The sequence below is a fragment of the Pseudomonas sp. LA5 genome, assembly GCF_028640825.1.
GTDB lineage: Bacteria > Pseudomonadota > Gammaproteobacteria > Pseudomonadales > Pseudomonadaceae > Chryseomonas > Chryseomonas aestiva.
In genome coordinates, this window is sequence record NZ_JAQYZY010000051.1 from 108,988 (window position 1) to 134,281 (window position 25,294).

Annotated in this window: 27 protein-coding genes; 10 read left to right on the forward strand and 17 right to left on the reverse strand. The window is 65.8% G+C overall.

Features of this window, described 5'->3' with window-relative positions; all coding sequences use genetic code 11:
• Window positions 1-116: 116 nt before the first annotated feature.
• The 8 genes from hisG to PVZ72_RS18310 all read right to left on the reverse strand — a co-directional run bounded on the left by hisG (window position 117) and on the right by PVZ72_RS18310 (window position 5,415).
• Complete coding sequence (gene hisG, locus PVZ72_RS18275; protein WP_007159506.1) at window positions 117-749, reverse strand: ATP phosphoribosyltransferase; 633 nt, start codon at window positions 747-749, stop codon at window positions 117-119.
• 9 nt (window positions 750-758) lie between these two features.
• Entirely contained in the window at window positions 759-2,024 is a 1,266-nt protein-coding gene (gene murA, locus PVZ72_RS18280; RefSeq protein ID WP_187978688.1) for a UDP-N-acetylglucosamine 1-carboxyvinyltransferase, read from the reverse strand.
• Between the two features lie 22 nt (window positions 2,025-2,046).
• Window positions 2,047-2,286, reverse strand: coding sequence for a BolA family protein (locus tag PVZ72_RS18285; RefSeq protein ID WP_007159508.1), 240 nt, complete (start codon window positions 2,284-2,286; stop codon window positions 2,047-2,049).
• Between the two features lie 73 nt (window positions 2,287-2,359).
• Entirely contained in the window at window positions 2,360-2,674 is a 315-nt protein-coding gene (locus tag PVZ72_RS18290; protein ID WP_187978687.1) for an STAS domain-containing protein, read from the reverse strand.
• Window positions 2,671-3,321, reverse strand: coding sequence for an MlaC/ttg2D family ABC transporter substrate-binding protein (locus PVZ72_RS18295; protein WP_187978686.1), 651 nt, complete (start codon window positions 3,319-3,321; stop codon window positions 2,671-2,673). The genes PVZ72_RS18290 and PVZ72_RS18295 overlap by 4 nt, the downstream gene beginning before the upstream one ends.
• Window positions 3,322-3,335: 14 nt before the next feature.
• A complete protein-coding gene (gene mlaD, locus PVZ72_RS18300) occupies window positions 3,336-3,812 on the reverse strand; it encodes an outer membrane lipid asymmetry maintenance protein MlaD (RefSeq protein ID WP_007159511.1) in 477 nt (158 codons plus the stop codon).
• Window positions 3,812-4,606 (reverse strand): lipid asymmetry maintenance ABC transporter permease subunit MlaE, encoded by a 795-nt coding sequence (mlaE, locus tag PVZ72_RS18305; RefSeq protein ID WP_059314028.1) that lies wholly within the window; start codon window positions 4,604-4,606, stop codon window positions 3,812-3,814. Before mlaE ends, mlaD begins: the two co-directional genes overlap by 1 nt.
• Complete coding sequence (locus tag PVZ72_RS18310) at window positions 4,606-5,415, reverse strand: ATP-binding cassette domain-containing protein (protein WP_187978685.1); 810 nt, start codon at window positions 5,413-5,415, stop codon at window positions 4,606-4,608. Before PVZ72_RS18310 ends, mlaE begins: the two co-directional genes overlap by 1 nt.
• 204 nt (window positions 5,416-5,619) lie before the next feature.
• On the opposite strand from PVZ72_RS18310, the gene PVZ72_RS18315 reads away from it, so the two are divergent.
• From PVZ72_RS18315 to PVZ72_RS18355, 9 genes are all read left to right on the forward strand, one after another.
• A complete protein-coding gene (locus PVZ72_RS18315) occupies window positions 5,620-6,594 on the forward strand; it encodes a KpsF/GutQ family sugar-phosphate isomerase (protein ID WP_273862652.1) in 975 nt (324 codons plus the stop codon).
• Window positions 6,595-6,676: 82 nt separating this feature from the next.
• The gene (lptC, locus tag PVZ72_RS18320) at window positions 6,677-7,249 is read left to right on the forward strand and encodes an LPS export ABC transporter periplasmic protein LptC (RefSeq protein ID WP_007159515.1); all 573 of its coding nucleotides are present in this window, start codon (window positions 6,677-6,679) and stop codon (window positions 7,247-7,249) included.
• Window positions 7,236-7,778: a lipopolysaccharide transport periplasmic protein LptA gene (gene lptA, locus PVZ72_RS18325; RefSeq protein WP_007159516.1), complete on the forward strand. Its 543-nt coding sequence runs from the start codon at window positions 7,236-7,238 to the stop codon at window positions 7,776-7,778. The genes lptC and lptA overlap by 14 nt, the downstream gene beginning before the upstream one ends.
• Entirely contained in the window at window positions 7,775-8,503 is a 729-nt protein-coding gene (gene lptB, locus PVZ72_RS18330) for an LPS export ABC transporter ATP-binding protein (protein ID WP_017640054.1), read from the forward strand. The genes lptA and lptB overlap by 4 nt, the downstream gene beginning before the upstream one ends.
• A gap of 102 nt (window positions 8,504-8,605) precedes the next feature.
• Entirely contained in the window at window positions 8,606-10,105 is a 1,500-nt protein-coding gene (locus PVZ72_RS18335; protein WP_133859839.1) for an RNA polymerase factor sigma-54, read from the forward strand.
• A 91-nt stretch (window positions 10,106-10,196) separates the two neighbouring features.
• The gene (hpf, locus tag PVZ72_RS18340; RefSeq protein WP_007159519.1) at window positions 10,197-10,505 is read left to right on the forward strand and encodes a ribosome hibernation-promoting factor, HPF/YfiA family; all 309 of its coding nucleotides are present in this window, start codon (window positions 10,197-10,199) and stop codon (window positions 10,503-10,505) included.
• An 18-nt stretch (window positions 10,506-10,523) separates the two neighbouring features.
• Entirely contained in the window at window positions 10,524-10,988 is a 465-nt protein-coding gene (gene ptsN, locus PVZ72_RS18345) for a PTS IIA-like nitrogen regulatory protein PtsN (RefSeq protein ID WP_133859840.1), read from the forward strand.
• A gap of 1 nt (window position 10,989) precedes the next feature.
• Window positions 10,990-11,844 (forward strand): RNase adapter RapZ, encoded by an 855-nt coding sequence (rapZ, locus tag PVZ72_RS18350; RefSeq protein WP_133859841.1) that lies wholly within the window; start codon window positions 10,990-10,992, stop codon window positions 11,842-11,844.
• A gap of 31 nt (window positions 11,845-11,875) precedes the next feature.
• Window positions 11,876-12,148 (forward strand): HPr family phosphocarrier protein, encoded by a 273-nt coding sequence (locus PVZ72_RS18355; RefSeq protein ID WP_133859842.1) that lies wholly within the window; start codon window positions 11,876-11,878, stop codon window positions 12,146-12,148.
• A 67-nt stretch (window positions 12,149-12,215) separates the two neighbouring features.
• On the opposite strand, the gene PVZ72_RS18360 is transcribed toward PVZ72_RS18355, so the two are convergent.
• Both PVZ72_RS18360 and pmbA read right to left on the reverse strand, forming a co-directional pair.
• Window positions 12,216-12,830, reverse strand: coding sequence for a superoxide dismutase (locus PVZ72_RS18360; RefSeq protein ID WP_133859843.1), 615 nt, complete (start codon window positions 12,828-12,830; stop codon window positions 12,216-12,218).
• A gap of 224 nt (window positions 12,831-13,054) precedes the next feature.
• Window positions 13,055-14,404 carry a metalloprotease PmbA gene (gene pmbA, locus PVZ72_RS18365; RefSeq protein ID WP_273862653.1) on the reverse strand — a complete coding sequence of 450 codons (1,350 nt, stop codon included), beginning with the start codon at window positions 14,402-14,404 and terminating at the stop codon, window positions 13,055-13,057.
• A gap of 92 nt (window positions 14,405-14,496) precedes the next feature.
• Here pmbA and yjgA point away from each other — a divergent pair, with 92 nt between their 5' ends.
• Window positions 14,497-15,021 (forward strand): ribosome biogenesis factor YjgA, encoded by a 525-nt coding sequence (yjgA, locus tag PVZ72_RS18370; RefSeq protein ID WP_133859845.1) that lies wholly within the window; start codon window positions 14,497-14,499, stop codon window positions 15,019-15,021.
• A 35-nt stretch (window positions 15,022-15,056) separates the two neighbouring features.
• Here yjgA and tldD read toward each other — a convergent pair whose 3' ends face one another.
• From tldD to mreC, 7 genes are all read right to left on the reverse strand, one after another.
• Window positions 15,057-16,502, reverse strand: coding sequence for a metalloprotease TldD (gene tldD / locus PVZ72_RS18375; RefSeq protein ID WP_158892217.1), 1,446 nt, complete (start codon window positions 16,500-16,502; stop codon window positions 15,057-15,059).
• A 111-nt stretch (window positions 16,503-16,613) separates the two neighbouring features.
• On the reverse strand, window positions 16,614-17,453 hold the full coding sequence (locus tag PVZ72_RS18380) for a carbon-nitrogen hydrolase family protein (RefSeq protein WP_273862654.1): 840 nt from the start codon (window positions 17,451-17,453) through the stop codon (window positions 16,614-16,616).
• Window positions 17,454-17,511: 58 nt separating this feature from the next.
• The gene (locus tag PVZ72_RS18385) at window positions 17,512-21,345 is read right to left on the reverse strand and encodes a YhdP family protein (protein ID WP_273862655.1); all 3,834 of its coding nucleotides are present in this window, start codon (window positions 21,343-21,345) and stop codon (window positions 17,512-17,514) included.
• A gap of 9 nt (window positions 21,346-21,354) precedes the next feature.
• On the reverse strand, window positions 21,355-22,809 hold the full coding sequence (rng, locus tag PVZ72_RS18390; protein ID WP_133859849.1) for a ribonuclease G: 1,455 nt from the start codon (window positions 22,807-22,809) through the stop codon (window positions 21,355-21,357).
• 76 nt (window positions 22,810-22,885) lie between these two features.
• Entirely contained in the window at window positions 22,886-23,473 is a 588-nt protein-coding gene (locus PVZ72_RS18395) for a Maf family protein (protein WP_273862656.1), read from the reverse strand.
• Window positions 23,474-23,536: 63 nt separating this feature from the next.
• Window positions 23,537-24,025 (reverse strand): rod shape-determining protein MreD, encoded by a 489-nt coding sequence (gene mreD / locus PVZ72_RS18400; RefSeq protein WP_133859851.1) that lies wholly within the window; start codon window positions 24,023-24,025, stop codon window positions 23,537-23,539.
• The gene (mreC, locus tag PVZ72_RS18405; RefSeq protein WP_273862749.1) at window positions 24,025-25,239 is read right to left on the reverse strand and encodes a rod shape-determining protein MreC; all 1,215 of its coding nucleotides are present in this window, start codon (window positions 25,237-25,239) and stop codon (window positions 24,025-24,027) included. The genes mreD and mreC overlap by 1 nt, the downstream gene beginning before the upstream one ends.
• Window positions 25,240-25,294 lie beyond the last annotated feature (55 nt).

Genomic DNA, 25,294 nt, shown 5'->3' on the forward strand with positions numbered 1-25,294 from the left:
GAAAATGGCTGAGGAAGCGGACCGGGCTCGCGAACGAGTTTACGAGTGGTCAATGAGCATTCCGAAGCCATTTTCAACATAGTTTGGCCGACGCGCAGCAGGCTTTGAACAGGTTCTCAGGCGCCGCGCGCCTCGACGGCGTGTCGCAGGGTCTCGATGAGCGCCTGGATACGACCGTGCTGCATCTTCATCGAGGCCTTGTTGACGATCAACCGCGAGCTGATGTGGGCGATCAGCTCCTGGGGTTCGAGACCGTTGGCCTTGAGGGTATTGCCGGTGTCGACCACGTCGATGATCTTGTCGGCCAGCCCCACCAGCGGTGCCAGCTCCATGGAGCCGTACAGCTTGATGATGTCGACCTGGCGGCCCTGCTCGGCATAGTAGCGCTTGGCAACATTGACGAACTTGGTCGCCACCCGCAGCCGGCCACGCGGCGCCGGAGCGCCAACGGCGCCCGCGGTCATCAGCTTGCAGCGGGCGATGCGCAGGTCCAGCGGCTCATAGAGGCCATCGCCGCCGTATTCCATCAGCACGTCCTTGCCGGCCACGCCCAGGTCCGCGGCGCCATGCTCCACGTAGGTGGGCACGTCGGTGGCGCGGACGATGAGCAGGCGCACATCGTCCTGGGTGGTCGGGATGATGAGCTTGCGGCTCTTGTCCGGATTCTCGGTCGGCGCGATCCCCGCCGCTGCCAGCAGCGGTAGGGTGTCGTCGAGGATACGGCCCTTGGACAGGGCGATGGTCAGCATCGGAGGTCCTTACTTGGGCGTACGACGGATCTTGGCACCGAGCAGCTGGAATTTCTCCTCGATGCATTCGTAGCCGCGGTCGATGTGGTAGATGCGATCGATCAGGGTATCGCCTTCGGCCACCAGGGCCGCGATGACCAGGCTCGCCGAGGCGCGCAGGTCGGTCGCCATGACCGGGGCGGCCTTGAGGCGCTGGACGCCGGTGACGATGGCGGCATTGCCTTCGATGGCGATGTTGGCGCCCATGCGCACCATCTCGTGAACGTGCATGAAGCGGTTCTCGAAGATGGTCTCGACCACGGTACCGGTGCCTTCGGCGACGGCGTTCATGGAGATGAACTGGGCCTGCATGTCGGTGGGGAACGCCGGGTAGGGCGCCGTGCGGATGTTGACCGCGCGGGGGCGATTGCCCTTCATGTCCAGCTCGATCCAGTTGCTGCCGGTCGAGATGTGGGCACCGGCCTCTTCCAGCTTGGCCAGCACGGCCTCGAGGATGGTCGGATCGGTGTCCTTGAGCTTGACGCGACCGCGGGTGGCAGCGGCGGCAACCAGGTAGCTACCGGTCTCGATGCGGTCCGGCAGCACCGAATAGGTGGCGCCGCCGAGGCGCTCGACGCCTTCCACGGTGATGGTGTCGGTACCGGCGCCCTGGATGTTGGCACCCATGGCGATCAGGCAGTTGGCCAGATCGACGACCTCGGGCTCGCGAGCGGCGTTCTGGATGACGCTGCGACCCTTGGCCAGGGTAGCGGCCATCAGCACGTTCTCGGTACCGGTCACGCTGACGGTATCGAAATAGTAGTGGGCACCGCGCAGGCCACCGGCCGGCGCCTTGGCCTTGATGTAGCCGCCTTCGACGGTGATCTTGGCACCCATGGCCTCCAGGCCGCGCAGGTGCAGATCGACCGGACGCGAGCCGATGGCGCAACCGCCGGGCAGGGCGACTTCCGCTTCGCCGAAGCGCGCGACCATCGGACCCAGCACCAGGATCGAGGCGCGCATGGTCTTGACCAGTTCATAGGGCGCGACCAGGGTCTTGATGCTGGACGCATCCACCTCGACATTGAGCTTTTCACCGATCACCGGCTGGACGCCCATTCGGCCGAACAGCTCGATCATGGTGGTGATGTCGTGCAGGTGCGGCAGGTTGGCGATGGTCACCGGGGTGTCGGCGAGCAGGGTCGCGGCGAGGATCGGCAGGGCGGAGTTCTTGGCCCCGGAAATGCGAATTTCACCGTTCAGGCAGTTGCCGCCGGTAATGATCAGTTTGTCCATAGCGAGTTCTCGGCGCTGCGAATCAGGCGCGTTCGGCCCAGGCAGCACGGGTGAAGAATTTCATGGTGACAGCATGGATGCTGCCATCGGCGATCTGCGGCTGGAGATGGGAGTAGACCTGCTGCTGACGCTTGACCGGGCTGAGTGCCTGGAGCTCGTCGCTGATCAGGTAGAGCTGGAAATTGCAGCCCTCGCCTTCCACTTCGACCTGGGTATCGGCCAGTTTTGCCTCAAGGAGGCTTTTGACTTCTTGGGCCTGCATGGCGGCACCTCGGCAATCTAGTACAGCCGGCGATCATACAAAAAAACCGGCTGTACGGCGACTGCGATGACCGTTACCCGTGAGCGTCGTCCGCCAGGGGCAGCAGTTCGAGGGCATCCGAGACCTCGGCGATCTGCCGCAACTCGGAGGGCAGGCCAGCGATGGTCAGCGAGCACCCTGCGGCCTGGGCATCGCGCAACCAGGCCAGCAACAGCGCCAGGCCGGCGCTGTTGGAATGTTCAACGCCAGCGCAGTCCAGCACCAGCGGACCGCTGCCCTGGGCGATCAGGGTACGACCTTGCTCGCGCAGGGACGGCACACTGGCGTGATCGAGTACGCCCGACAGCTGCAGCCGGGCGCCCTCGCGGGTGATGGCGGCGCGACTCACGAACCGACCTTGGCCTTCTGGGCCTCGGGAGAATCCTTGGCCTTGGCCACGGTGCCCGCCCAGTTGTTGATGGTCTTGTCCAGGTCGTTGCCGTTTTCCTGCATCGCCTGGGCGAACTGGTCGCGGAACAGCTTGCCGAGATTCAGACCATTGATGATGACATTGCGCACCTTCCAGTCATTGCCCTGCTTGACCATGCTGTACTGCACCGGGTAGACGGCGCCGTTGTTGCCCTTGACCTCCATGCCCACGCTGGTGCGATCGGGACCATCGGACGGACCTTCGGGCAGTACCCGGATACCCTGGTTGTTGTACTCCAGCAGCGCGTTGCCATAGAACTGCATCAGGCTGCGCTTGAAGTTTTCCTGGAAGCGCGTCATCTGCTCGGGCGAGGCGCTGCGGCTATAGCGCACGGTCATGATGCTGCGCGAGATGCCTTCGGCATCCACCACCGGGCCGAGGATGTTGTTGAGCGACTCGTAGAAGGCTTCCGGACTGCTGCGATACTTGTCGCGATTGGCCTCGAGATCGCTGAGCAGCGTGCTGGTGGTCTGCTGGATCACGTCGTGGGCCGAGGGTGCCGCCTGGGACACCAGGGGCAGCAGGGCCAGGATCGCGATCACTCCGTGACGAAGTAGCTTGAGCATGGAGAAGCCTCTCATCATTTATTGGCGGAAGAGTCTTTATTGACCGAATTGAGCAGGAATTTGCCGATCAGGTCTTCGAGAACCAGGGAGGATTGTGTATCTCGAATGGTCGAGCCTTCCTTGAGCACCTGTTCGTCCCCGCCCACGCTGATGCCGATGTATTTCTCGCCGAGCAGGCCGGCAGTCAGGATCGAGGCGATGGAGTCGGTCGGCAGGTTGTCCACCTGCTTGTCGATCTGCATGGTGACCCGACCACGGTAGCTGTTGCGGTCGAGATCGATGGCGGTGACCTTGCCGATGGTCACGCCCGACATGGTCACCCGCGATCTCACGGTGAGACCGGCGATGTTGTCGAAGTAGGCATAGACCTTGTAGGTATCGTGATGGTCGCTCATCGTCAGACCGCTTACCCGCAGCGCCAGCAGCAGCAATGCGAGCACGCCGGCCAGCAGGAAGAGTCCGACACCGATTTCCTGGGTGCGGGTTTGCATCAGAGATCTCCAAACATCAGGGCGGTAAGAATGAAGTCGAGGCCCAGCACGGCAAGCGACGCATAGACGACGGTACGGGTGGTGGCGCGACCGATGCCTTCGGAGGTCGGCTCGCAGTCATACCCCTGGAAGACGGCGACCCAGGTCACCACGAAGGCGAACACCAGGCTCTTGATCACGCCATTGAGCACGTCACTGAGCATCACGCTGTTCTGCATGGTGGCCCAGAAGGAGCCGTCGTAGACGCCGAGCCAGTCGATGGCGACCATGGCCGCGCCCCAGATACCCACCACATTGAACATGGCGGCCAGCAAGGGCATGGAAATGAAGCCGGCCCAGAAACGCGGCGCGACGATGTACTTGAGCGGATCCACGCCGATCATTTCCAGGCTGGACAGCTGCTCGGTGGATTTCATGTTGCCGATTTCGGCGGTCAGGGCGGAACCGGCCCGACCGGCGAACAGCAAGGCCGTCACCACCGGGCCCAATTCGCGCAGCAGCGTCAGGGCGACCATCTGCCCCACGGCCTGCTCGGAGCCATACTTGACCAGGATGTTGTAGCCCTGCAGGGCGATCACCATGCCAATGAAGAAGCCCGACACCACGATGATGGGCAGTGACATCACGCCCACCGAATAGAGTTGCTTGCCCAGCAGCTGCAGGCCGCTGCCCACGCCACCACGACCGAACACCGCCAGGAGCAGGACGATGACGGAGCGGCCAATGGCCGCCACGACGTCCAGCCCGGCCTTGCCCAGCCGACGAATCCGCTCCACGGCGGAGACCTTACGCATCAGTGTTTCCCCAGCAAGGCATCGCGCAGATCAGGCGCGGCGTAGTGGAAGGGTACCGGGCCATCGGGGATGCCCTGCATGAACTGGCGAACCCGCGGATCGGGCGATTCGCGCAGCTCCTTCGGCGTGCCCTGCCCGAGCACCTTGGTATCGCCGACCACATAGAGGTAGTCGGCGATGCTGGCCGTCTCGGCCAGGTCGTGGGAGACCACGATGCTGGTCAGCCCGAGCGCCTGGTTGAGCAGGCGGATGAGCCGTACCAGCACGCCCATGGCAATGGGGTCCTGGCCGACGAAGGGCTCGTCGTACATGAGGATCTGCGGATCCAGGGCGATGGCCCGCGCCAGGGCGACCCGGCGCTTCATGCCGCCGGACAGCTCGTCCGGCATCAGCTCGACGGCACCGCGCAGGCCCACCGCCTGCAGCTTGAGCAGGACGATGTCGCGGATCATCTCTTCGGGCAGCTTGGTGTGCACGCGCAGTGGAAAGGCCACGTTCTCGAACACATCGAGATCGGTGAACAGCGCGCCGCTCTGGAACAGCACGCCCATCTGCCGGCGCATGTCGAACAACTCACCCCGGGACAACTGCGGCAGGTTGGCGCCATTGACCCAGATCTCGCCACTGCTCGGTCGCAACTGGGCAGCGATGAGGCGCAACAGGGTGGTCTTGCCACTGCCGGACGGTCCCATGATCCCGGTGACCTTGCCCCGCGGGATGCGGATATCGACCCGGTCGTAGATGAGACGCGTGCCGCGCTTGAAGGAAACGCCCTTTAGCTCCACGGCGTACGGGCTATCGACGGTCATCGAGACTCCTAAGGTTCAACTCTGTGCAGGGAGACGCCGCTCCGCCGCTTCAGGGCACGCGGCTCTCGCGTTCGGCGACCCCGGCAAAAGGGCGGCACTATAGCATTCGTTGCCGATGTGACTCCTGAACTGCGGGCGGCGTTGCTGAGTGTCGCGGCTTTGCGCATATAATTTCCGATTGTCCCGTCACCTGCCTTCTGACCCATGCCCGACTCAATAGATTTCATCGCTTCCGCCAAGCGCACCATAGATGTAGAGCGAGCGGCCGTGGCCGCCCTGGGCGAACGCATCGACGAAAGCTTTGCCGCCGCCTGTCGCCACCTGCTCGCCTGCCGTGGGCGCATCGTGGTCCTGGGCATGGGCAAATCCGGGCATGTCGGCAACAAGATCGCCGCGACCCTGGCCAGCACCGGCAGTCCGGCCTTCTTCGTACACCCGGCCGAAGCCAGCCATGGCGACATGGGCATGATCACCCGCGATGACGTCATCATCGCCATCTCCCAGTCGGGCACCTCCAGCGAGATCCTGACCCTGCTGCCGCTGATCAAGCGCCTTGGCGTCCCGCTGGTCAGCTTTGCCGGCAATCCGGCCTCGCCGCTGGCCAAGGCCGCGGACGTCAACCTGGATACCAGCGTCGCCACTGAGGCCTGCCCGCTCAATCTGGCGCCCACCTCCTCCACCACCGTCGCCCTGGTACTGGGCGACGCCCTGGCCATCGCCCTGCTCGAGGCCCGCGGCTTCACCGCCGAGGATTTCGCCTTCTCCCATCCGGGTGGCGCCCTGGGTCGGCGCCTGCTGCTCAAGGTGGAAAACGTCATGCATGCCGGCGCCGACCTGCCGCAGGTCAGCGAAGACACCCTGGTCTCCGATGCCCTGCTGGAGATGTCGCGCAAGGGGCTGGGCATGACCAGCGTGCTCGCCACCGATGGTCGTCTGGCCGGTATCTTCACCGACGGCGATCTGCGTCGCGCCCTGGATCGCGGCATCGACGTGCGCACCACGGCGATCGCAACCGTGATGACCCGTGGCGGTCGAACCGCCAGGGCGCAGATGCTCGCCGCCGAGGCGCTGAAGATCATGGAAGAGCACAAGATCAACGCGCTGGTGGTGATCGATGACGAGCACCGGCCGATCGGCGCCCTCAACATGGGTGACCTGCTACGCGCCGGGGTGCTGTAGGCCGGGTTATACTGCCCGACTAATACGCCGCAATCTCGTGTTCAACCCGCCGCCCCTGGTGCGGCCCACCACAGGTACCCTCATGTTTCGCAGCTTGCGCCGCCCCGTGCTGTTGGTCCTGATCGCCGCCGCGCTCATCGCGATCGGCTACTGGAACATCCTGCCGCAGCGCTTCGTCGATGCTCCGGCCTCGTCGACCCCGCAAGACAGCGCCATCGACGGCTATGCCCTCAATACCCGGACGATCCAGTATCGCCTGGACGGCAAGATCCAGTACGAACTCAAGGCGGAGCGCAGCGAACACGTCAAGGCGACCGACGTCACCCTGGTGACCCGGCCCGACATGCTGGCCTTTCGCGGCACCGACTATCCCTGGCACATTCGCAGTGCCCGCGCCGAGGTCGCCCCCGGTGGCAGTCAGGCGGAGCTGATCGATGACGTGCGTGTCGAGCGTACCGATGAAAAAGGCCGCCCGGTGGTGTTGACCACCACCCGCATGACCGTCTTTCCTGACAAACAATATGCGCAAACCGAGCAAGCCGTTAGAATCGAGGCCGCCAATGGGGTGACCACGGCCAATGGCATGAAAGCGTATCTAGAAGACGGCAGAATGCTCCTGCTGTCCAACGTAAGAGGCCAGCATGAGGTTCGTTAAAACCCTCCCCTTCCTGTTCACCCTCGGCGCCACCTTTGGCAGTGCCGCGGCTTGGGCCCTGCCGACCGATCGCACCCAGCCGATCCGCGTGCAGGCCGACAGCGCCGAGCTCGACGACAAGCAGGGCGTGGCCGTGTACCGCGGAGACGTGGTCATCACCCAGGGCAGCATGAAGATCACCGGCAACACGGTGACCTTGACCCAGGACAATCAGGGCAACATCAAGGTCGCCACCGCAGTGGGCAAACCGGCCTACTACGAGCAGAAGCCCTCGGCAGACAAGGACATCGTCAAGGCCTATGGTCTGACGATCCAGTATTTCGCCCAGGAAAATCGCATCATCCTGATCGATCAGGCCAAGGTGGTCCAACAGGGCAACACCTTCGAAGGCGAGAAGATCGTCTACGACACCCAGCGCCAGATCGTCAACGCCGGGCGCGCCAACGGCAGCAAGGTCACCACGCCGCGGCCGCGCATCGACATGGTCATCCAGCCCAAGGATCAGCAGCAGTCGGGGCAGGGACAATGACGGTCACGCTCAAAGCCCAGCATCTGGCCAAGAGCTACAAGGGTCGTCAGGTCGTTCGCGACGTCAGCGTCAGCATCGACAGCGGTCAGATCGTCGGCCTGCTCGGTCCGAACGGCGCCGGCAAGACCACCTGTTTCTACATGATCGTCGGCCTGGTCAAGGCCGATCAGGGTCGCGTGCTGATCGACGATCAGGATGTCACCGCCCTGCCCATGCATGGCCGGGCCCGCGCCGGGATCGGCTACCTGCCGCAGGAAGCCTCGATCTTTCGCAAGCTGACCGTGGCCGACAACATCCTCGGCATCCTGGAAACCCGCAAGGATCTGGACAAGGCCGGTCGCCTGCGCGAACTGGAAAGCCTGCTGCAGGAATTCCACATCACCCATATCCGCGACAATCGCGGCATGAGCCTGTCGGGTGGCGAAAGACGTCGCGTCGAGATCGCTCGCGCCCTGGCCACCGCACCCAAGTTCATCCTGCTGGACGAACCCTTCGCCGGCGTGGACCCCATCTCGGTGGGCGACATCAAGCAGATCATTCGCCACCTCAAGGCCAAGGGCATCGGTGTGCTCATCACCGACCACAATGTCCGGGAAACCCTGACCATCTGCGAAACGGCCTACATCGTCAACGACGGCCAGCTCATCGCCGAGGGTACCGCCGAGGAAGTCCTCGCCAACGATCTGGTCAAGGAAGTCTATCTGGGCCACGAATTCCGCCTCTAGGCAAACCCGGGGAAACAAGGCATATAATTTGCTAACGCTCGCAGGGTTCGCGAGGTTCGGTGGCGCTGTTCGCGTCGGTAGACAAGGTGTATTTCCGCAGCCATGAAACCATCGCTAGTCCTCAAGATGGGCCAGCAGCTGACGATGACGCCGCAGCTGCAACAAGCCATACGTCTGCTTCAGCTCTCGACGCTCGACTTGCAGCAGGAAATCCAGGAAGCCCTGGAATCCAATCCGATGCTGGAACGCCAGGAAGAAGGTGAAGACTTCGACCAGAGCGAAGCCTCGAGCGAAGGCGATGAGAGCTCGGGCGCGGGCAACCTGGAAACCACCTTCAAGGAAACCTCGGTCGCCGTCAACGAGATGGCCGACGACTCCGAATGGAGCGAGCGTATTCCCAGCGACAGCGAGCTGCCGGTCGATACCGCCTGGGAAGACATCTACCAGACCAGCGCCAGCAGCCTGCCCAGCAATGACGACGACGAGTGGGACTTCACCACCCGCACCTCGGCGGGCGAGAGCCTGCAGACCCACCTGCTCTGGCAACTCAACCTGGCGCCCATGTCGGATCTCGATCGCCTGATCGCCGTGGCGATCATCGACGGCATCGACACCGACGGCTATCTGCAGGAAAGCCTCGAAGACATCCATGCCTCGCTGGATCCCGAGCTGGAAGTCGATCTCGATGAAGTCGAGGTGGTGCTCAGACGCGTCCAGCAATTCGAGCCGGCCGGCGTCGCCGCCCGCAATCTGCGCGAATGCCTGCTGATCCAGCTGGCCCAGCTACCGGCCAATCTCCCCCTGCTCGGCGAGGCCAGGCGCCTGGTCAGTGACTATCTCGATCTGCTCGGCAGCCGCGACTATGCGCAGCTGATGCGGCGCATGAAGATCAAGGAAGACGAGCTCAAGCCCGTCATCGAACTGATCCAGACCCTGCATCCGCGCCCCGGCTCGCAGATCGAATCCGGCGAAGCCGAATACGTGGTGCCGGACGTCATCGTCCGCAAGCACAACGAGCGCTGGCTGGTGGAGCTCAATCAGGAAGCCGTGCCGCGTCTGCGGGTCAATCCCCAGTACGCCGGCTTCGTCAAGCGCGCCGACAGCAGCGCCGACAACACCTACATGCGCAACCAGCTGCAGGAAGCGCGCTGGTTCATCAAGAGCCTGCAGAGCCGCAACGAGACCCTGATGAAGGTGGCGACCCAGATCGTCGAGCACCAGCGCGGTTTTCTCGAATACGGTGAAGAGGCGATGAAGCCGCTGGTCCTGCATGACATCGCCGAGGCGGTGGGCATGCATGAGTCGACCATCTCCCGGGTGACCACCCAGAAGTTCATGCACACCCCGCGTGGCATCTACGAACTCAAGTATTTCTTCTCCAGCCACGTCAGCACCGCCGAGGGGGGCGAATGCTCCTCCACCGCGATCCGCGCGATCATCAAGAAATTGGTGGCGGCGGAAAACGCGAAAAAGCCGTTGAGTGACAGCAAGATCGCTGGTTTACTGGAATCGCAAGGTATACAAGTCGCTCGTCGCACGGTGGCTAAGTATCGGGAATCCCTGGGTATCGCTCCGTCCAGCGAACGCAAGCGTCTCATCTGACGCGTCCTGATGTGTGACCGTGCTTCGTTCGATCCTTGTCATGTCGGCGAGCAGCTTCGCCGATCGCAGCCCGGCAATAAGGAGAAGCGGTATGCAAGTCAACATCAGTGGCCATCAGCTTGAAGTGACAGAAGCCCTGCGTGACTACATCGGCGAGAAACTCGCCCGCCTCGAACGGCACTTCGACCGTATCACCAACGTCCAGGTCATCCTGGAAGTGGACAAGCTCAAGCAGAAAGCCGAAGCCACCCTGCACGTCGCCGGCGCCGCGGTGGTTGCCAATGCCGAGCACGACGACATGTATGCCGCCATCGATCTCCTGGCCGACAAGCTCGACCGCCAACTGATTAAACACAAGGAAAAATCGATCGAACGCCAGCAGGGCGTCGGCGTCCGCTGAGGTTTCGATCGCCGCTTTATGATCAGACTCGAAAACATCCTGACCCCCGGCCGCACCCAGACGGGTGCGCCGGGTGGCAGCAAAGCCGCTGTACTGGAACGCATTGCCGAACTGGCCGCGCAGGAACTGCCCGGCCATGACGCGGCGCACATCCATGAATGCCTGATGGCGCGCGAGCGCCTGGGCTCGACCGGTTTCGGCAATGGCATTGCCATTCCCCACTGCCGCCTGGCGGGGCTGCAACAACCGCTGTGCGTGCTCTTCCACCTGCAGCAACCGGTGGACTTCGATTCCCTGGACGGCGCTCCGGTAGACCTGGTGTTCGTCCTGCTGGTCCCGGAAGCCGCCACCGAGCAGCACCTCACCCTGCTGCGCCAGATCGCCGGCATCCTCGATCGCGCCGACATCCGCGAGCGGCTGCGCAAGGCCAGGGATAGCCAGGCGCTCTATCAGATCGTCGTCGAGGCCCAGAGCGGACACTGACATGCACCTCATCATCGTGAGCGGACGTTCCGGGTCGGGCAAGAGTACGGCGCTCAACGTGCTTGAGGACAATGGCTTCTATTGCATCGACAACCTGCCGGCCAGTCTGCTGCCCGATCTGGCCCAGCATGCGCTGACCGACATGGAGCGCCCCCAGCCCAAGGTCGCCCTGTCCATCGATGCGCGCAACCTGCCCAGTCAGTTGCAACGCTTTCCCGAATTGCTCGAACAGGTGCGCAGTCGCAACATCCGCTGCGACGTCCTCTACCTGGATGCCGATGACCAGGCGCTGCTCAAGCGCTTTTCCGAGACGCGCCGCCGGCATCCGCTGTCGAACCAGGAAAGGTCCCTGGCCGAAGCTATCCATGACGAGCAGGTGCTGCTGTCGCCCATCGCCGACCTGTCCGACCTGAAGATCGACACCACCCACCTGAATCTCTATCAGCTGCGTGACATCCTCAAGTTGCGCCTGCTGAACGCGCCGGAGCCCGGTACCGCCTACCTGGTGGAATCCTTTGGCTTCAAGCGCGGGCTGCCGGTGGACGCGGACATGGTGTTCGATGTGCGCTTCCTGCCCAATCCCTACTGGAAACCGGACCTGCGCGACTTTTCCGGACTGGATGCGCCGGTACGCGACTATCTCGAGCAACAGCCCGAGGTAGAGACCCTGTACAATGACATCCGCGATTACCTGGTGAAGTGGCTGCCGCGTTTTGCCGCCAACAACAGGTCCTATGTGACCGTGGCCATTGGCTGTACCGGTGGTCACCACCGTTCGGTCTATCTGGCCGATCGCCTGGGTCGCGAACTCAAAGACCTGCTCAAGAACGTCCAGATTCGTCACCGCGATCTCTGACGCCCGTTTTGTTTCGACAAGGACAGACTCAATGCCTGCCCAACAGATCACCATCATCAACAAGCTGGGCCTGCACGCCCGTGCGGCTGCCAAGTTCGTCGGCGTGGCCGGCCGCTATCCTGCCAGCATTCGTGTCGGCCGCAGTGGCGAGCCGCCCGTGGATGGCAAGAGCATCATGGCGGTCATGATGCTGGCCGCTGGCAAGGGCACGGTGCTGCAACTGGAAACCGAGGGTGAACAGAGCGACGAGGCCATGCGCGCCCTGGTCGAGCTGATCAACAACTACTTCGACGAAGGTGAGTGATCGGCCCTCCTCCAGCATCGCCCAATAAAAAAGCCGCCCGAGGGCGGCTTTTTTATTGGGCGTCGACTCAGGCGTTCAGCGCCGCTTCGTAGCGACGGGTCACTTCCGGCCAGTTGATGACGTTGAAGAAGGCGCCGATGTACTCGGGACGGCGGTTCTGGTAGCGCAGGTAGTAGGCGTGCTCCCAGACGTCCAGGCCGAGGATCGGGGTGTTGCCGGTCATCAGCGGGCTGTCCTGGTTACCGGTGCTCTCGACCACCAGCTTCTTCTCGGGGGTGACGCTCAGCCAGGCCCAGCCACTGCCGAAGCGGGTCAGGGCAGCCTTGGTGAAGGCTTCCTTGAAGGCATCGAAGCCGCCCAGCTGGGACTCGATGGCTTCGGCCAGGGCGCCTTCGGGCTTGCCACCGGCGTTGGGGGCCATCACGGTCCAGAACAGGCTGTGGTTGGCATGGCCGCCACCGTTGTTCTGCACGGCGCCGCGCTTGTCCTGGGGCAGCTTGTCCAGCTGGCGAACCACGTCTTCGGCCGACAGGTTGGCGAACTCGGTGCCTTCCAGCGCCGCGTTCAGGTTGTTGATGTAGGTCTGGTGATGCTTGGTATGGTGGATTTCCATGGTCTGGGCATCGACGTGCGGTTCCAGCGCGTCGTAGGCGTAGGGCAGCTGAGGCAGAGTATGCGGCATGCGGATTGTCTCCATGGTGGCTTTGGTAAGGACCCATTGCCCTTGGGCGATGGGGTGTACGGCTGGTGCGCCACGGCGCACCGTCTGAAGCCTGGGCCGTCCGGTCAGCAGATTCGACCGCACGGCTATGTCCTAGTGCATTGCTAGGATACTAACGAGTAACGGGGTGGGCTGTCTCCCGTTCGACAGGATTTTCCTTTCCACGACGTCTGCGGTGACCTGCACTAGCTGCCCGCCAGGGTCATGCCATCGATCAACACCGAGCCGGTGCGCAGACCGCCGCGGCGTTCCACGTCGCTGCCCACCGCCAGGATCTGGCGGAACATGTCGCCCAGCCGCCCGGCGATGGTGACCTCCTGGACCGGAAACTGGATCTCGCCATTCTCGACCCAGAAGCCGCCCGCGCCACGGGAATAGTCGCCGGTGACCAGGTTGGTGCCCTGCCCCATCATTTCCGTGACCAGGAAGCCGGTGCCCATCTGCCGGATCAGTTCGGCCTGGCCCGCCGTGCCGTGGCTGACATGGAGGTTGTGCACGCCGCCGGCATTGGCCGTGCTTTGCATGCCCAGCTTGCGTGCGGAATAGCTGCCGAGCACATAGGAGACCAGGCGGCCATTCTCGACGAAGGGCTTGGCGTAGGTGGCCAGGCCCTCGCCGTCGAAGGCGGCACTGCCCAGGGCGCGCGGCAGGTGCGGCCGCTCGTCCAGGGTCAGCCAGTCGGGAAACACCTGCTGGCCCAGGGCGCCTTCGAGGAAGGACGACTTGCGATAGAGGTTGCCGCCGGAGATGGCGGCGAGAAAGGTGCCGAACAGACCGGCCGCCATTTCCGGGGAAAACAGCACCGGGACCTTGGCGGTGGGCACCGGCCGCGCGCCCAGGCGGCTCACGGCGCGCTCGGCGGCGCGGCGGCCGATTTCCTCGGCACTCATCAACTCGCTGCCGATCCGGTTGACGTCGTAGTAGTAGTCGCGCTGCATGGCCTCGCCACTGCCGGCGATCATCACGCAGCTCAGGCTGTGGCGGGTGCTGGCATAGCCGCCGACGAAGCCGTGGCTGTTGCCGTACACCCGACAGCCCTGGTGGGTATTGAGGGTGGTGCCGTCGGCGTTGCCGATGCGACTGTCGGCGGCATAGGCCGCCGCCTCACAGGCCAGGGCCTGCTCGATGGCCTGCTCGGGGGTGATGTCCCAGGGATGATAGAGATCGAGATCGGGCAACTCGCCGCGCGCCATCAGCTCGGCGTCGGCCAGGCCCGCACAGGGATCCTCGGAGGTGTGCTTGGCGATGGCCAGGGCCGCAGCCACGGTTTCGCGGATCGCCTCGGGACCGGTGGCGGAGGTACTGGCCGAGCCCTTGCGCTGACCGGCATAGAGGGTGATGCCAAAGCCCTGGTCGCGATTGAATTCGACCGTTTCCACCTCGCCCTTGCGGACCGAGGTGGACAGGCCCTGGTCGACCGATACGGCCACTTCACCGGCACTGGCGCCCTGGCGCCGGGCCTCGGCCAGGATGGCCTCGACCTGTTCGCGCAATTCGGGGAGCGCAGCGGGACCCACGGCGGCGTTGCGATTCATGACGTTCTCCTTACGGACGGCGCCGGCCAGGCCGGACAACCGTGCGGCAACTCGTTATGATGGCGCCCATTCTTAGCTGGACCCCATAGTTCATGGTTGATTCTTACGACGACGACGCGCCGCTGGGCGAAAAGAGCAAGACACAGGTCAAGCGCGAGCTGCATGCGCTGCAGGATCTGGGCGAACGCCTGGCCGGTCTGCCGGCCGAGCAGCTGGACCGCCTGCCGCTGACCGATCCGTTGCGCAAGGCCCTGGCCGAGGCGCCCAAGCACAAGACGCACATCGCGCGCAAAAGGCATGTCCAGTACCTGGGCAAGCTGATGCGCGACCAGGACCTGGAAGCCATCCTGGCCCTGGCCGACCAGATGGACACCTCGACGCGGCAGTACAACGAGCGCTTCCACGCCCTGGAGCGCTGGCGCGACCGCCTGATCGCCGAGGGCGACCAGGCCCTGGAAGCCTTCGTGGCGCTCTATCCGGAAACCGACCGCCAGCATCTGCGCGGCCTGGTGCGGCATGCCCAGCACGAGGCCGCGCACAACAAGCCGCCCGCGGCGGCGCGCAAGGTGTTCAAGTACATCCGCACCCTCGACGAGAGCCAGCGCGGTCTGCGCTAGGTCCCTGTCCGCGATGGCCACGGCCGGCGCCTGCATCAGGCGCCGGTGCCGCCCACGGTGATGGCATCGATCTTCAGGGTCGGCTGACCCACGCCCACCGGCAGTGACTGGCCGTCCTTGCCGCAGGTCCCTACCCCCGCATCCAGCGCCAGGTCGTTGCCGACCATGGACACCCGGTTCATGACCTCGGGGCCGTTGCCGATCAGGGTGGCGCCCTTCACCGGGCGACCGAGCTTGCCGTTCTCGATCAGATAGGCCTCGTTGGTGGTGAAGACGAACTTGCCGCTGGTGATGTCCACCTGACCGCCGCCCAGGCTGGCGCAATAGATGCCCTTCTCCACCGAGGCGATGATCTCGGCCGGATCGCTCTGGCCGGCCAGCATGTAGGTGTTGGTCATGCGCGGCATGGGCAGGTGCGCATAGGATTCGCGGCGACCGTTGCCGGTGGGCGCCACGCCCATCAGCCGGGCGTTGAGCTTGTCCTGCATGTAGCCCTTGAGGATGCCGTTCTCGATCAGCACGTTGTAGCCGCTGGGCGTGCCCTCGTCGTCGATGGACAGGGAGCCGCGGCGATCCGGCAGGGTACCGTCGTCGACGATGGTGCACAGCGAGGACGCCACCTGGCGACCGAGCTGGCCGCTGTAGTTGGAGCTGCCCTTGCGGTTGAAGTCGCCTTCCAGGCCATGGCCGACCGCCTCGTGCAGCAGCACGCCGGACCAGCCGGCCCCCAGCACCACCGGCAGGGTGCCCGCCGGGGCCGCGGTGGCTTCGAGATTGACCAGCGCCTGGCGCACCGCTTCGCGGGCATAGCCCAGGGCGCGGTCGTCACGCTGGAAATAGCGGTAGTCGCAGCGACCGCCGCCGCCGCTGTTGCCGCGCTCGCGGCGGCCGTTCTGCTCGACGATGACACTGACGCCCAGGCGGACCAGCGGGCGTACGTCGGCAGCGAGGGTGCCGTCGACCGCGGCCACCAGGGTGCGCTCCCAGACCCCGGCCAGGCTGATGGTGACCTGCTGGATGCGCGGATCCAGGGCGCGGGTCGCCTCGTCCAGCTGCTTCAGGAAGGTGACCTTGGTGGCGCGATCCAGCACTTCGAGGGGATTGTCCTGGCCATAGAGCCGCTGCGCCGGCTCCACCGCGCGGAACGCCTGGACCTGGCCTTCGGCACCGCTGCGGGAGATGGAACGCGCGGCCTGGGCGGCCAGATCCAGGGCCTCGCCGGTAATGGCGTTGCTGTAGGCGAAACCGGTCTTCTCGCCGGACAGCGCCCGCACCCCGACGCCCTGGTCGAGGTGAAAACCGCCTTCCTTGACGATGCCGTCTTCCAGCAGCCAGGACTCGGAGACGATGCTCTGGAAATACAGGTCGGCGGCGTCGATGCCGGGTCCGGCCAGACGCTGCAGCACGGGTTGCAGATCGTCCACCGCGAGTCCGCCGGGGCCCAGCAGGGCCGAGCCGACGCTATTCAGGTAATCACTCATGGAAACTCCAGACGACGCCACCGGGGGCGTCGGAACGATGAAAGGGTCGCGAGGTGACCTCTAGCCTACTCGCGGAAGTGACTGATCCCTGATGCAAAAGACCAATGGCCGTCATTGCCGTTCGGCCAGGCGCGCCGGCAGGAAGCGGCGGTGCTGGGTGACGGGCATTCGCTGGCGCAATTGGGCCTGGCGCTCGGCATCGCGCTCGATGAGCAGCACGGCCTCGCCGCTGGCCTGGACGGCAAGCACCTCGCCCCAGGGATCCACGGCCATGGCGTGGCCCCAAGTCGTGCGGCCATTGGCGTGGACACCGCCCTGGGCAGCGCCCAGCAGGTAGCTCTGGGTCTCCACCGCCCGGGCGCGCAGCAGCAGCTCCCAGTGGGCCTGGCCGGTGGGCACGGTAAAGGCCGAGGGGGCGCTGATCAGCTCCGCACCGGCAGCGCGCAGGGCGCTGTAGAGTTCGGGAAAGCGCAGGTCGTAGCAGACGGTCAGGCCCAGGCGGCCGACCGGGGTATCCACCACCGTGAGGGTCTCACCGGCGGCATAGTGGTCGGATTCCCGATAGCTGCCCTGGCTGTCGCTGACGTCGGCATCGAAGAGGTGCAGCTTGTCATAGCGGGCGACGCGGCGACCTTGGTCGTCGAACAGCAGCGAACAGGCACAGGGCTTGCCCTCGGTGGCACCGTCGGGCAGCAGCGGCAGGGTACCGGCGAGCAACCAGAGCCCCAGTTCGCGCGCCCGACTAGAGAGCCAGGGCAGGATCTCGCCCTGCCCCAGCGCCTCGGCCCGCGCCAGCTCGGCGGGGGCCGGATGGCCGATGGCGACGAAGTTTTCCGGCAGCACCGCCAGGCGCGCGCCCGCTCCGGCAGCGCGTTCGAGCAGTCGCTCGGCGGCGCGCAGATTGGCCGCCACCGCGGGGCCGCTGACCATCTGCAGGATGGCTATGGACATGCAGGCACTCCAGAAGGGAGCGTCCATCCTAAGCAGCGGTGCGGCCGCAGGGCAATGCTCAATCGCGCTTGCCCGTGGTCATGGTCGGATTCTGCCAGGGGCCTTCGATGTGGTAGTTGATGCTGGCCATGCGCGTGATGCGATCACCGATCAGTCGATCGACGATGAACAGCGCGCCACCGATGGCCGGTGACCCGGCGATCAGCGCGGCCAGCGGCAGGGAGTTGCTGACCGGCAGCCCCACCTTGAGGTTGGCATCGACCCGGTTGCTGGCCATGTCCAGCAGGCCCTGCAGACTCATCTCGGCACCCGGCCCGCTGAGGCTGATGGGCTTGCGGGTGCGGAAGGCCCCCTGCTGGGCGTCGAGCACCCCGGTGATGCTGTCGTAGCTCAGGCCCTTGCCGAACAGATCGGAGAAATCCAGCCGCAGGCGGCGGCGGATGGATTCGAAATTGAGCAGACCGAAGATGCGCAGCGCCGAGGCCGTGCCTTCCACCTGGCGCAACTGGCCGTCATTGAAGCGGGCATCGAGGCTGCCATTGAGGCGGGCCAGGGCGACATAGGCTGGCGAGCCGGGCCAGTCGACCCGGGCATCCAGGCGGAAATCGCGACTGGTGACGCTGGAGGCGAAATTCCAGCCCAGCAGGATATCGGCGATGTTGCCGCCGGCGAGGCGGCCCTGGTAGTAGCTGTGGGTCGCGCCCGGCGCACCTTCCCAGCGCAGCGCGCCCTGCACCTTGAGGCCCCGCAGGTCGAGATCCAGGGCGTTGAAATTGGCGCCTGAGGGCGAAGGCCTGAGCTGCAGGCGCTGGGCACCCACCAGACGGCCGCCCAGCTCCAGGCGATCGATGACCAGATTCAGCGCCGGCAGGCTGCGCGGATCGACGTCGGCCAGCGGATCGGGGCGCGGCGCCTCGCTTTCCACCGAGGGGTCCGCCGGCGTCTGGGGGATGCGCAGGTGCTGCAGGTTGATGTCGATCGGCTGGCCGGTCTGGCGCGGGATGCGCACCTGGCCGGCAATGGTCTGGCTGGCCAGGCCGAGTTGCCAGGCGCTGCCCTGGGGTTCATAGGTGAGGCGCAGGTTGTCGATCTGTTGCCCGAAGGCCAGGAAGCGCCCGAAGTTGAGATCGCCCCGCCCGAGGCTGGAGACGTCCAGGGTGTTGCCACCGCCCTGCCCTGCACTGCCGCCGCTCCCCGCCTTGCCATAGCGCTGGTAGATGTCCTGCCAGGCGGCCAGGTCGAATTCCGCCAGTTGCCCGCGCAGGTCGTAGCCGGCGGCGGTGGGCAGATTGGCGGTGCCGCCGCCCAGCACGATCTCGCCGCGGCCCTTGGCGATAGCCTTGGGATCGAGCAGCAGCACGGCATCGGCGAGGCCCTTGTAGGTCGCCTCCACCCGCCGCTCGCCGTCGTTGAGCGCCAGGCTGAAGAAGCCGTCACGTGCCTCGTCAGCATTCTTGCCGAAGGGCGCCGGCAGATCGATGGCCAACCCGAGCAGATCCGAGGTGACCGCCAGTTCGCTGTGCTCGGCCAGGGTCAGGCCGAGGCGATAGCCGAGCAGGCCACGCGCCGGGATGGGTCGTCCTTCGCTGCCCAGCCAGCGCGCCAGCTGGTCGACGTCGACCCGGCCGTCCACCACCAGCCGGGTGCGCGGATCGTCGGGTTTGCCCTCGGCCAGCGCCTGACCGCGAATGGGCTGGTCGAAGACCCGCGCCTGGATGTCGGGGGCACTGAGGCCGCTGCGGGTGTCGTAGCGGAAGGTGCCGCGCAGCTCGGTGAGGGTCAGCGGGGGATCGGCCAGTTCCAGGCGCGCCTTGTCCGGCGTCAGCTCGACCACCACCACCGGTGGCTGCCCCTTGGCCAGGGGGATGTCCAGGTTCAGGCTGCTGTTGGCGAGCGCGCCCTCGCCCTTCCAGCCGGCAAAGACCTTGGCGGTCGGCAGCGGCGTTTCCTGGAGGATCTTCAGTCCATCGCGCACACTGCTGTCGAGTCGCGCGCTGAGCCGCAGGTGCGGCGCGCTGCCATCGTGCAGCAGCGGGATGCGCGCCTCGACGTCCCTGACCCGGGTGTCGAGGATGCGTCCTTCGGGGACCTGCACCTTGACCCCATCGCTTTCGATGAAGACATCGCCGCGCGCCTCGCGCAGGGCGGGCCAGCCAGGCTGATAGGCCAACTGGGCGTCGTGCACCCGGAAGAACAGACTCATGGTGCGCGAGTGCGCCGGCGAGCCGTGGCGCAGCGATCCCTGGTACTGGTAGATACCCTCGTCGATGCGACCGCCGACGATGGCGGTGCTCAGCCACTGGGCCAGCTCCGGGCTGAAATCCGTGGCCGGCAGTTTGGTCGGCAGGTACTTGCGGGTGTAGCTGGCGTCGCCATCCTTGAGGCCGACGCGCAGGTCCATGTAGCTGTCCACCTCGGGATGCAGGCCGAGCTGGATATGCATGTCGCCACTGGCAGCGCCTTCCGGGCCGGTGACCTGCATCAGGGCACTGCCTAGGGTGAAGCGCTGGTCGTCGAGACTCCAGGTCAGCCGCGCCCTGGCGGTGCGATAGCGCCAGGGTTCGGGAAAGAGATCGCTCAGGTGCAGCATGAAGTCGGTGGTATCCAGACGCAATTCGCCACCGCCCAGGCTACCGCTCAGGCTGCCGGTGACGCCCTCGGCGGCCGGGGCACCGTGATAGGCGGCAAAGCCCACGCGATCCAGGTTGGCTGCATAGGAAAGGCGCTCGCGCAGCGGCTTCTGCGGATAGAAGTCGGCATTGAGGTTGCGCAGCTGGCCATGGGGCGCCAGGGCCTGGAGCGCCTGGGCAACCGGTGCCGGCAGGGGCGCCAGGTCCCGCGCCAGCCTGGCGGCCTGCCTGAGATCCAGCTGGTCGCCGCGCACCTGCAGGTGCTGGGCGGTGCTGTCATAGCCAAGGCCATAGCGGGCCTCCAGCGGCTTGCCGTCGAGCTGGGCCTTAAGCGCCAGGGCACCACGGTACTGGCTGGCGTCGCCGGCCTGCTGGTCGGCGTCCAGGGTCAGGGCCTGCAGGCGCACCGGCGGATGATCGGCGTAGGCGAGCGTCAATTCATCCGCTTTCAGCCGCAGGTGGGAGCGCTCCAGTCGACCTTCGGCCCAGGCGAACCAGAGCTCGCCTGCCGCCTGGACACGCCGCAGTTGCCACTGCCGGGTCAGGGCCGCCGGCACCCAGCGGGACCAGTCGCTGGCGGGCAGGCTGAGATAGCCTTCGACGGTGCTGGCACGCCAGTCTTCGGGACGCGGCATGGCGGTGAAGTGCGCCGCTACCGTGCCACCGTCGGGCAGCCGGAAACGGGTCGCCAGTTCCAGGGCGCCACTGAGCTGCCGGGACAGACTGGCCTCGGCGTACCTCAGGGTCACCGGCGAACCCTGCTGGGGAATCAGGCTGAGCTGGCTGTCCAGCAGACTGGCATGCCCCAGACGCGCCAGGCCATCGAGCAGCGGACCCGGATCGAAGGGCTTGGCATCCGGCGCTCGCGGCGGCAGGCCGCGCAATTGCCAGTGCCCCTGGGCGTCCTCCTGCAGGACCAGATGGACGCCATCAACCTGCACGGACTTGAGTCGCAGTTGGCGATGCCAGAGGCTGCCGAAGACATCCGGCACCACCTGGAGATGATCCAGCTGCACCATGCCCTCGCCGCGTCCCAGGGACAGATCGCGCAGGATCAGCACCGGATTCCAGCGGGCCCAGCGTCCTTCGAGTCGGCCCAGGCGCACCGGCTCGCCGAGCGCCGCCGCAGCGCGCGACTCGACTTCGTTGCGGTATTCGCCGACCCAGGGCATGAGCAACCGCCCCAGGCCGAGGTAGAGCGTCAACAGGACGAGCACCAGCAGCGCCAGACCCAGCGCGCCGCGTTTGAGCAGGGATATCAAGACCCGGACCTAGAGCAGCACGACATCGTACTGCTCCTGGGAATACATGGTCTCGACCTGGAATTTGACGGTGCGGCCGATAAAGGCCTCGAGATCGGCGACGTTGCCCGATTCCTCGTCCAGCAGCCGATCCACCACCTTCTGGTTGGCCAGCACCAGGTAGGAATTGGCCTGGTAGGCCCGCGCCTCGCGCAGGATCTCGCGGAAGATCTCGTAGCAGATGGTCTCGGCGGTGCGCAGGATGCCGCGCCCCTGGCAGTTGGCGCAGGGCTCGCAGAGCACCTGGGACAGGCTCTCGCGGGTGCGCTTGCGGGTCATCTGCAAGAGGCCCAGTTCGGTGATGCCGATGATGTTGGTCTTGGCATGGTCGCGTTCGAGCTGCTTTTCCAGGGTACGGATCACCTGGCGCTGGTGCTCTTCGTCTTCCATGTCGATGAAGTCGATGATGATGATGCCGCCGAGATTGCGCAGCCGCAGCTGGCGGGCGATGGCGGTGGCCGCCTCCAGGTTGGTCTTGAAGATGGTCTCTTCCAGATTGCGATGGCCGACGAAGGCGCCGGTGTTGACGTCGATGGTGGTCATGGCCTCGGTGGGGTCGATCACCAGATAGCCACCGGACTTGAGCAGCACCTTGCGCTCCAGGGCCTTCTGGATCTCGTCTTCCACGCCATAGAGGTCGAAGATCGGCCGCTCGCCCGGATAGTGCTCCAGCCGCGTCGCCACCTCGGGCATCAGCTCCTCGACGAACTGGCCGATGCGCTGGAAATTCTCGCGACTGTCGACGCGGATCTTTTCCGTGCGCGGCCCGACCAGATCGCGCAGGGCGCGCAGGGCCAGGGTCAGGTCTTCGTAGATGGGCACCGGCGTCGGTCCCTGGAGGTTGCCGGAAATCTGCTGCCAGAGCCGTCGCAGGTAGCGGATGTCGGCGAGGATGTCTTCTTCGCGCGCCGCCTCGGCGGCGGTGCGCAGGATGAAGCCGCCCTCGTGCTCGATGCCCTCGCTCTCCACGCAGCGCGCCATGATCGCCTTGAGCCGCTCGCGCTCGGCTTCGTCCTCGATCTTCAGCGAGATGCCGACGTGGGAGGTACGCGGCATGTAGACCAGGTAGCGCGAGGGAATCGACAGGTGGGTGGTGAGGCGGGCGCCCTTGGTGCCTATGGGATCCTTGGTGACCTGCACCACCAGCGTCTGGCCCTCGCGTACCAGGGCGTTGATGCTTTCCACCGCCGCACCCTCGCGCTGGGAGATCTCGGCGGCATGGATGAAGGCCGCCCGCGCCAGGCCGATGTCGATGAAGGCCGCCTGCATGCCCGGCAGCACCCGCACCACCCGCCCGCGATAGATGTTGCCGACGATGCCGCGTCTCAGGGTGCGCTCGACGTGCACCTCCTGCAGCACACCGTTTTCCACGACGGCGACACGGGACTCCATGGGAGTGATGTTGATGAGGATCTCTTCGCTCATGGAGGACTCTTGGACAACGTGGAAGGGCAGAAAGGGGACCGTGGCGCCAGGCGCCTCAGCACGGGATATTCGGCCGTCAGACAGACCGCCAACAAGGGATGGCGAAAGCGCTCAGCAGTTCCGCGGTCTCGCACAGCGGCAGCCCTACCACGGCGCTGTAACTACCCGTCAGGCCGCGCACGAAGACCGCGCCGGCGCCCTGGATGGCGTAGCTGCCGGCCTTGTCGGCCGGCTCGCCGGTGTCCCAGTAGCGTTCGGCCTCGCCGGGCGCCAGGGGGCGGAATTCCACCTCGGCGGACACCACGCGACTGAGGCAGCGCTCGCCATCGACGACGGCGACGCCGGTCACCACCCGGTGCCGGCGTCCGCTGAGGGCGGCGAGCATGGCCAGGGCGTCGGCGCGATCCCGGGGTTTGCCGAGCAGCTGGTCATCGAGCACCACACAGGTATCGGCGCCCAGCACGCAGCCGGCGGAGGCACTGCCCAGCACCTGTCGGCCCATGGCTGCCTTGGCCCGCGCCAGGCGTTCGACATAGGCGTCCGCCGCCTCCCCCGGATGCGGGGTTTCGTCCACCGTTGCGACGACCTTCTGGAAGGCCACGCCGATCTGTTCGAGTAGTTCGGCGCGGCGGGGCGAAGCGGAGGCGAGGTAGAGCTGGGACATCGACAACAACCAGACGGCGGGGGGATGACGGGAGAATGCCAGCCTGTTGCAGGTGAAACCAGCTTAGTTGACGCCGAATCTGAGGCGCAGCCCGCGGAGCAGCAGGTAGATCCACGGCCAGAGCAGCGCGCTGACCAGCGAGGGGGTGAGAAACACCAGGGTCGGTGGCCGGCTGCCGGCCAGGGCGTTGAGCCACAGCGCCAGCAATTGGGCGATGCCGTAGACCACCAGCAGCACGAAGCTCTGCTGCCAGATGGGAAAGGCCCGCAGTCGCTGCGCCAGGGAGCGCACCAGAAAGACCACCAGGCTCAGCACCAGGGCGGTCTGGCCCAGCAGGTTGCCGTAGAGCACGTCTTCGGCGATGCCCATCGTCCAGGCGGTGAACAGGCCGACACGGTGCGGCAGGGTCAGGGTCCAGAAGGTCAGCAGCATCGCCAGCCACAGCGGCCGGCCGATCTCCATGAACTCGGGCATGGGCACGACGGACAGCAGCAACCCGACCAACAGGGTGAGCCAGATCACCCACCCGTTGTGGCCGATGCGCAAAGCCATCAACGATCACCCTCGTCCGGCAGTTCCGGCGCGGGTTGCTGGACCCGGCGCTGTGATTGAGCGGCGTTAGCGGCCGGATGGCTCGGCGTGGCGGTCGCGCCCTGCGCCGGCGGCTTGGCCGGTGTCGCCGGATGCGCCGCGCTGCCGCTCGCGTTCGCGGGTGGCTTGGTCGGCGTGGCGGGATGGGCCGAGCTGCTGCCCTGGCCCGCGGGCGGCTTGGCCGGCGTCGCGCTGCGACTGCCGGTGCCGGTGCCGGGCGCCGGCGTGACATTGGCGGCCGCCGGCTGCGCAGCCGAGGCGCCGGCCGGCGGCGGATTCGCCGGCGCGGCCGGGCGCTGGGCCGCGTGGCGATCGGCGGCCTCCTGGGCCTCGGCGGCGTCGTTGGCGCGCTGCTCGGGTGTGCGGGTATCGCTGAACACCAGCAGCATGTAACGACTGCGATTGAGCTTGGCGGTGGGAATGGCGCGCACCACGGCGAAGGGTTGCCCCGAGTCGTGGATCACCTTGGAGACGGTGGCCACCGGATAGCCCGCCGGGAAGCGCTGGCCCAGGCCGGAACTCACCAGCAGGTCGCCTTCCTTGATGTCGGCGGTGTCGGCCACATAGCGCAGTTCCAGCCGCTCGGGATTGCCGGTGCCGACGGCGATGGCGCGCAGGCCGTTGCGATTGACCTGCACCGGAATGCTGTGGGTCACGTCGGTGAGCAGCAGCACCCGCGCCGAATAGGGCATCACCTCCACCACCTGGCCCATCAGGCCGCTGGCGTCGAGCACCGGCTGGCCGACGAAGACGCCGTCCTTCGCGCCCTTGTCGATGATGATGCGATGGGTATAGGGATTGGGGTCGACGCCGATCAGTTCGCCGACCAGTACCTTGTCGTCCACCAAAGCGGCGGAATTGAGCAGCTCGCGCAGGCGCACGTTCTGCTCGGTGAGGGCGGCGAGTTTCTGCAGGCGGCGCTGCAGCAGCAGTTGCTCGGCCTTGAGCCGCTCGTTTTCCGCCATCAGTTCGGTGCGGCTGGAAAACTGGTCGCTGACGCCTTCCCAGGCACGCAGGGGAAAGCCCGCCACCTCATAGAGGGGCGAGAGGACCAGCGCCAGTTCGCTGCGTACCGGTTTCAGGTAGTCGAAGCGCGCGTCGGTGACCATGACACCCACCGAAAGGGCGGCCAGGATCAGCAGACGAATGCCCAGCGCCGGGCTTTTGCTGAAAATCGGCTTGATGGTGAGTTCCTCGCAGAACGCGCCCGGCGCTCCGGCCGCCAGGGGC

What these genes read in the sequence shown, in the direction of transcription:
- hisG (WP_007159506.1), bottom strand. Translation starts at nt 749, where the DNA reads ATGCTGACCATCGCCCTGTCCAAGGGCCGTATCCTCGACGACACCCTA.
- ptsN (WP_133859840.1), top strand. Translation starts at nt 10,524, where the DNA reads ATGATCAGACTCGAAAACATCCTGACCCCCGGCCGCACCCAGACGGGT.
- PVZ72_RS18295 (WP_187978686.1), bottom strand. Translation starts at nt 3,321, where the DNA reads ATGCTCAAGCTACTTCGTCACGGAGTGATCGCGATCCTGGCCCTGCTG.
- PVZ72_RS18285 (WP_007159508.1), bottom strand. Translation starts at nt 2,286, where the DNA reads ATGCAGGCCCAAGAAGTCAAAAGCCTCCTTGAGGCAAAACTGGCCGAT.
- lptA (WP_007159516.1), top strand. Translation starts at nt 7,236, where the DNA reads ATGAGGTTCGTTAAAACCCTCCCCTTCCTGTTCACCCTCGGCGCCACC.
- tldD (WP_158892217.1), bottom strand. Translation starts at nt 16,502, where the DNA reads ATGAGTGATTACCTGAATAGCGTCGGCTCGGCCCTGCTGGGCCCCGGC.
- PVZ72_RS18355 (WP_133859842.1), top strand. Translation starts at nt 11,876, where the DNA reads ATGCCTGCCCAACAGATCACCATCATCAACAAGCTGGGCCTGCACGCC.
- rapZ (WP_133859841.1), top strand. Translation starts at nt 10,990, where the DNA reads ATGCACCTCATCATCGTGAGCGGACGTTCCGGGTCGGGCAAGAGTACG.
- PVZ72_RS18380 (WP_273862654.1), bottom strand. Translation starts at nt 17,453, where the DNA reads ATGTCCATAGCCATCCTGCAGATGGTCAGCGGCCCCGCGGTGGCGGCC.
- pmbA (WP_273862653.1), bottom strand. Translation starts at nt 14,404, where the DNA reads ATGAATCGCAACGCCGCCGTGGGTCCCGCTGCGCTCCCCGAATTGCGC.
- murA (WP_187978688.1), bottom strand. Translation starts at nt 2,024, where the DNA reads ATGGACAAACTGATCATTACCGGCGGCAACTGCCTGAACGGTGAAATT.
- rng (WP_133859849.1), bottom strand. Translation starts at nt 22,809, where the DNA reads ATGAGCGAAGAGATCCTCATCAACATCACTCCCATGGAGTCCCGTGTC.
- mreD (WP_133859851.1), bottom strand. Translation starts at nt 24,025, where the DNA reads ATGGCTTTGCGCATCGGCCACAACGGGTGGGTGATCTGGCTCACCCTG.
- PVZ72_RS18395 (WP_273862656.1), bottom strand. Translation starts at nt 23,473, where the DNA reads ATGTCCCAGCTCTACCTCGCCTCCGCTTCGCCCCGCCGCGCCGAACTA.
- yjgA (WP_133859845.1), top strand. Translation starts at nt 14,497, where the DNA reads ATGGTTGATTCTTACGACGACGACGCGCCGCTGGGCGAAAAGAGCAAG.
- PVZ72_RS18335 (WP_133859839.1), top strand. Translation starts at nt 8,606, where the DNA reads ATGAAACCATCGCTAGTCCTCAAGATGGGCCAGCAGCTGACGATGACG.
- lptB (WP_017640054.1), top strand. Translation starts at nt 7,775, where the DNA reads ATGACGGTCACGCTCAAAGCCCAGCATCTGGCCAAGAGCTACAAGGGT.
- hpf (WP_007159519.1), top strand. Translation starts at nt 10,197, where the DNA reads ATGCAAGTCAACATCAGTGGCCATCAGCTTGAAGTGACAGAAGCCCTG.
- PVZ72_RS18310 (WP_187978685.1), bottom strand. Translation starts at nt 5,415, where the DNA reads ATGACCGTCGATAGCCCGTACGCCGTGGAGCTAAAGGGCGTTTCCTTC.
- PVZ72_RS18360 (WP_133859843.1), bottom strand. Translation starts at nt 12,830, where the DNA reads ATGCCGCATACTCTGCCTCAGCTGCCCTACGCCTACGACGCGCTGGAA.
- mlaD (WP_007159511.1), bottom strand. Translation starts at nt 3,812, where the DNA reads ATGCAAACCCGCACCCAGGAAATCGGTGTCGGACTCTTCCTGCTGGCC.
- PVZ72_RS18315 (WP_273862652.1), top strand. Translation starts at nt 5,620, where the DNA reads ATGCCCGACTCAATAGATTTCATCGCTTCCGCCAAGCGCACCATAGAT.
- mlaE (WP_059314028.1), bottom strand. Translation starts at nt 4,606, where the DNA reads ATGCGTAAGGTCTCCGCCGTGGAGCGGATTCGTCGGCTGGGCAAGGCC.
- lptC (WP_007159515.1), top strand. Translation starts at nt 6,677, where the DNA reads ATGTTTCGCAGCTTGCGCCGCCCCGTGCTGTTGGTCCTGATCGCCGCC.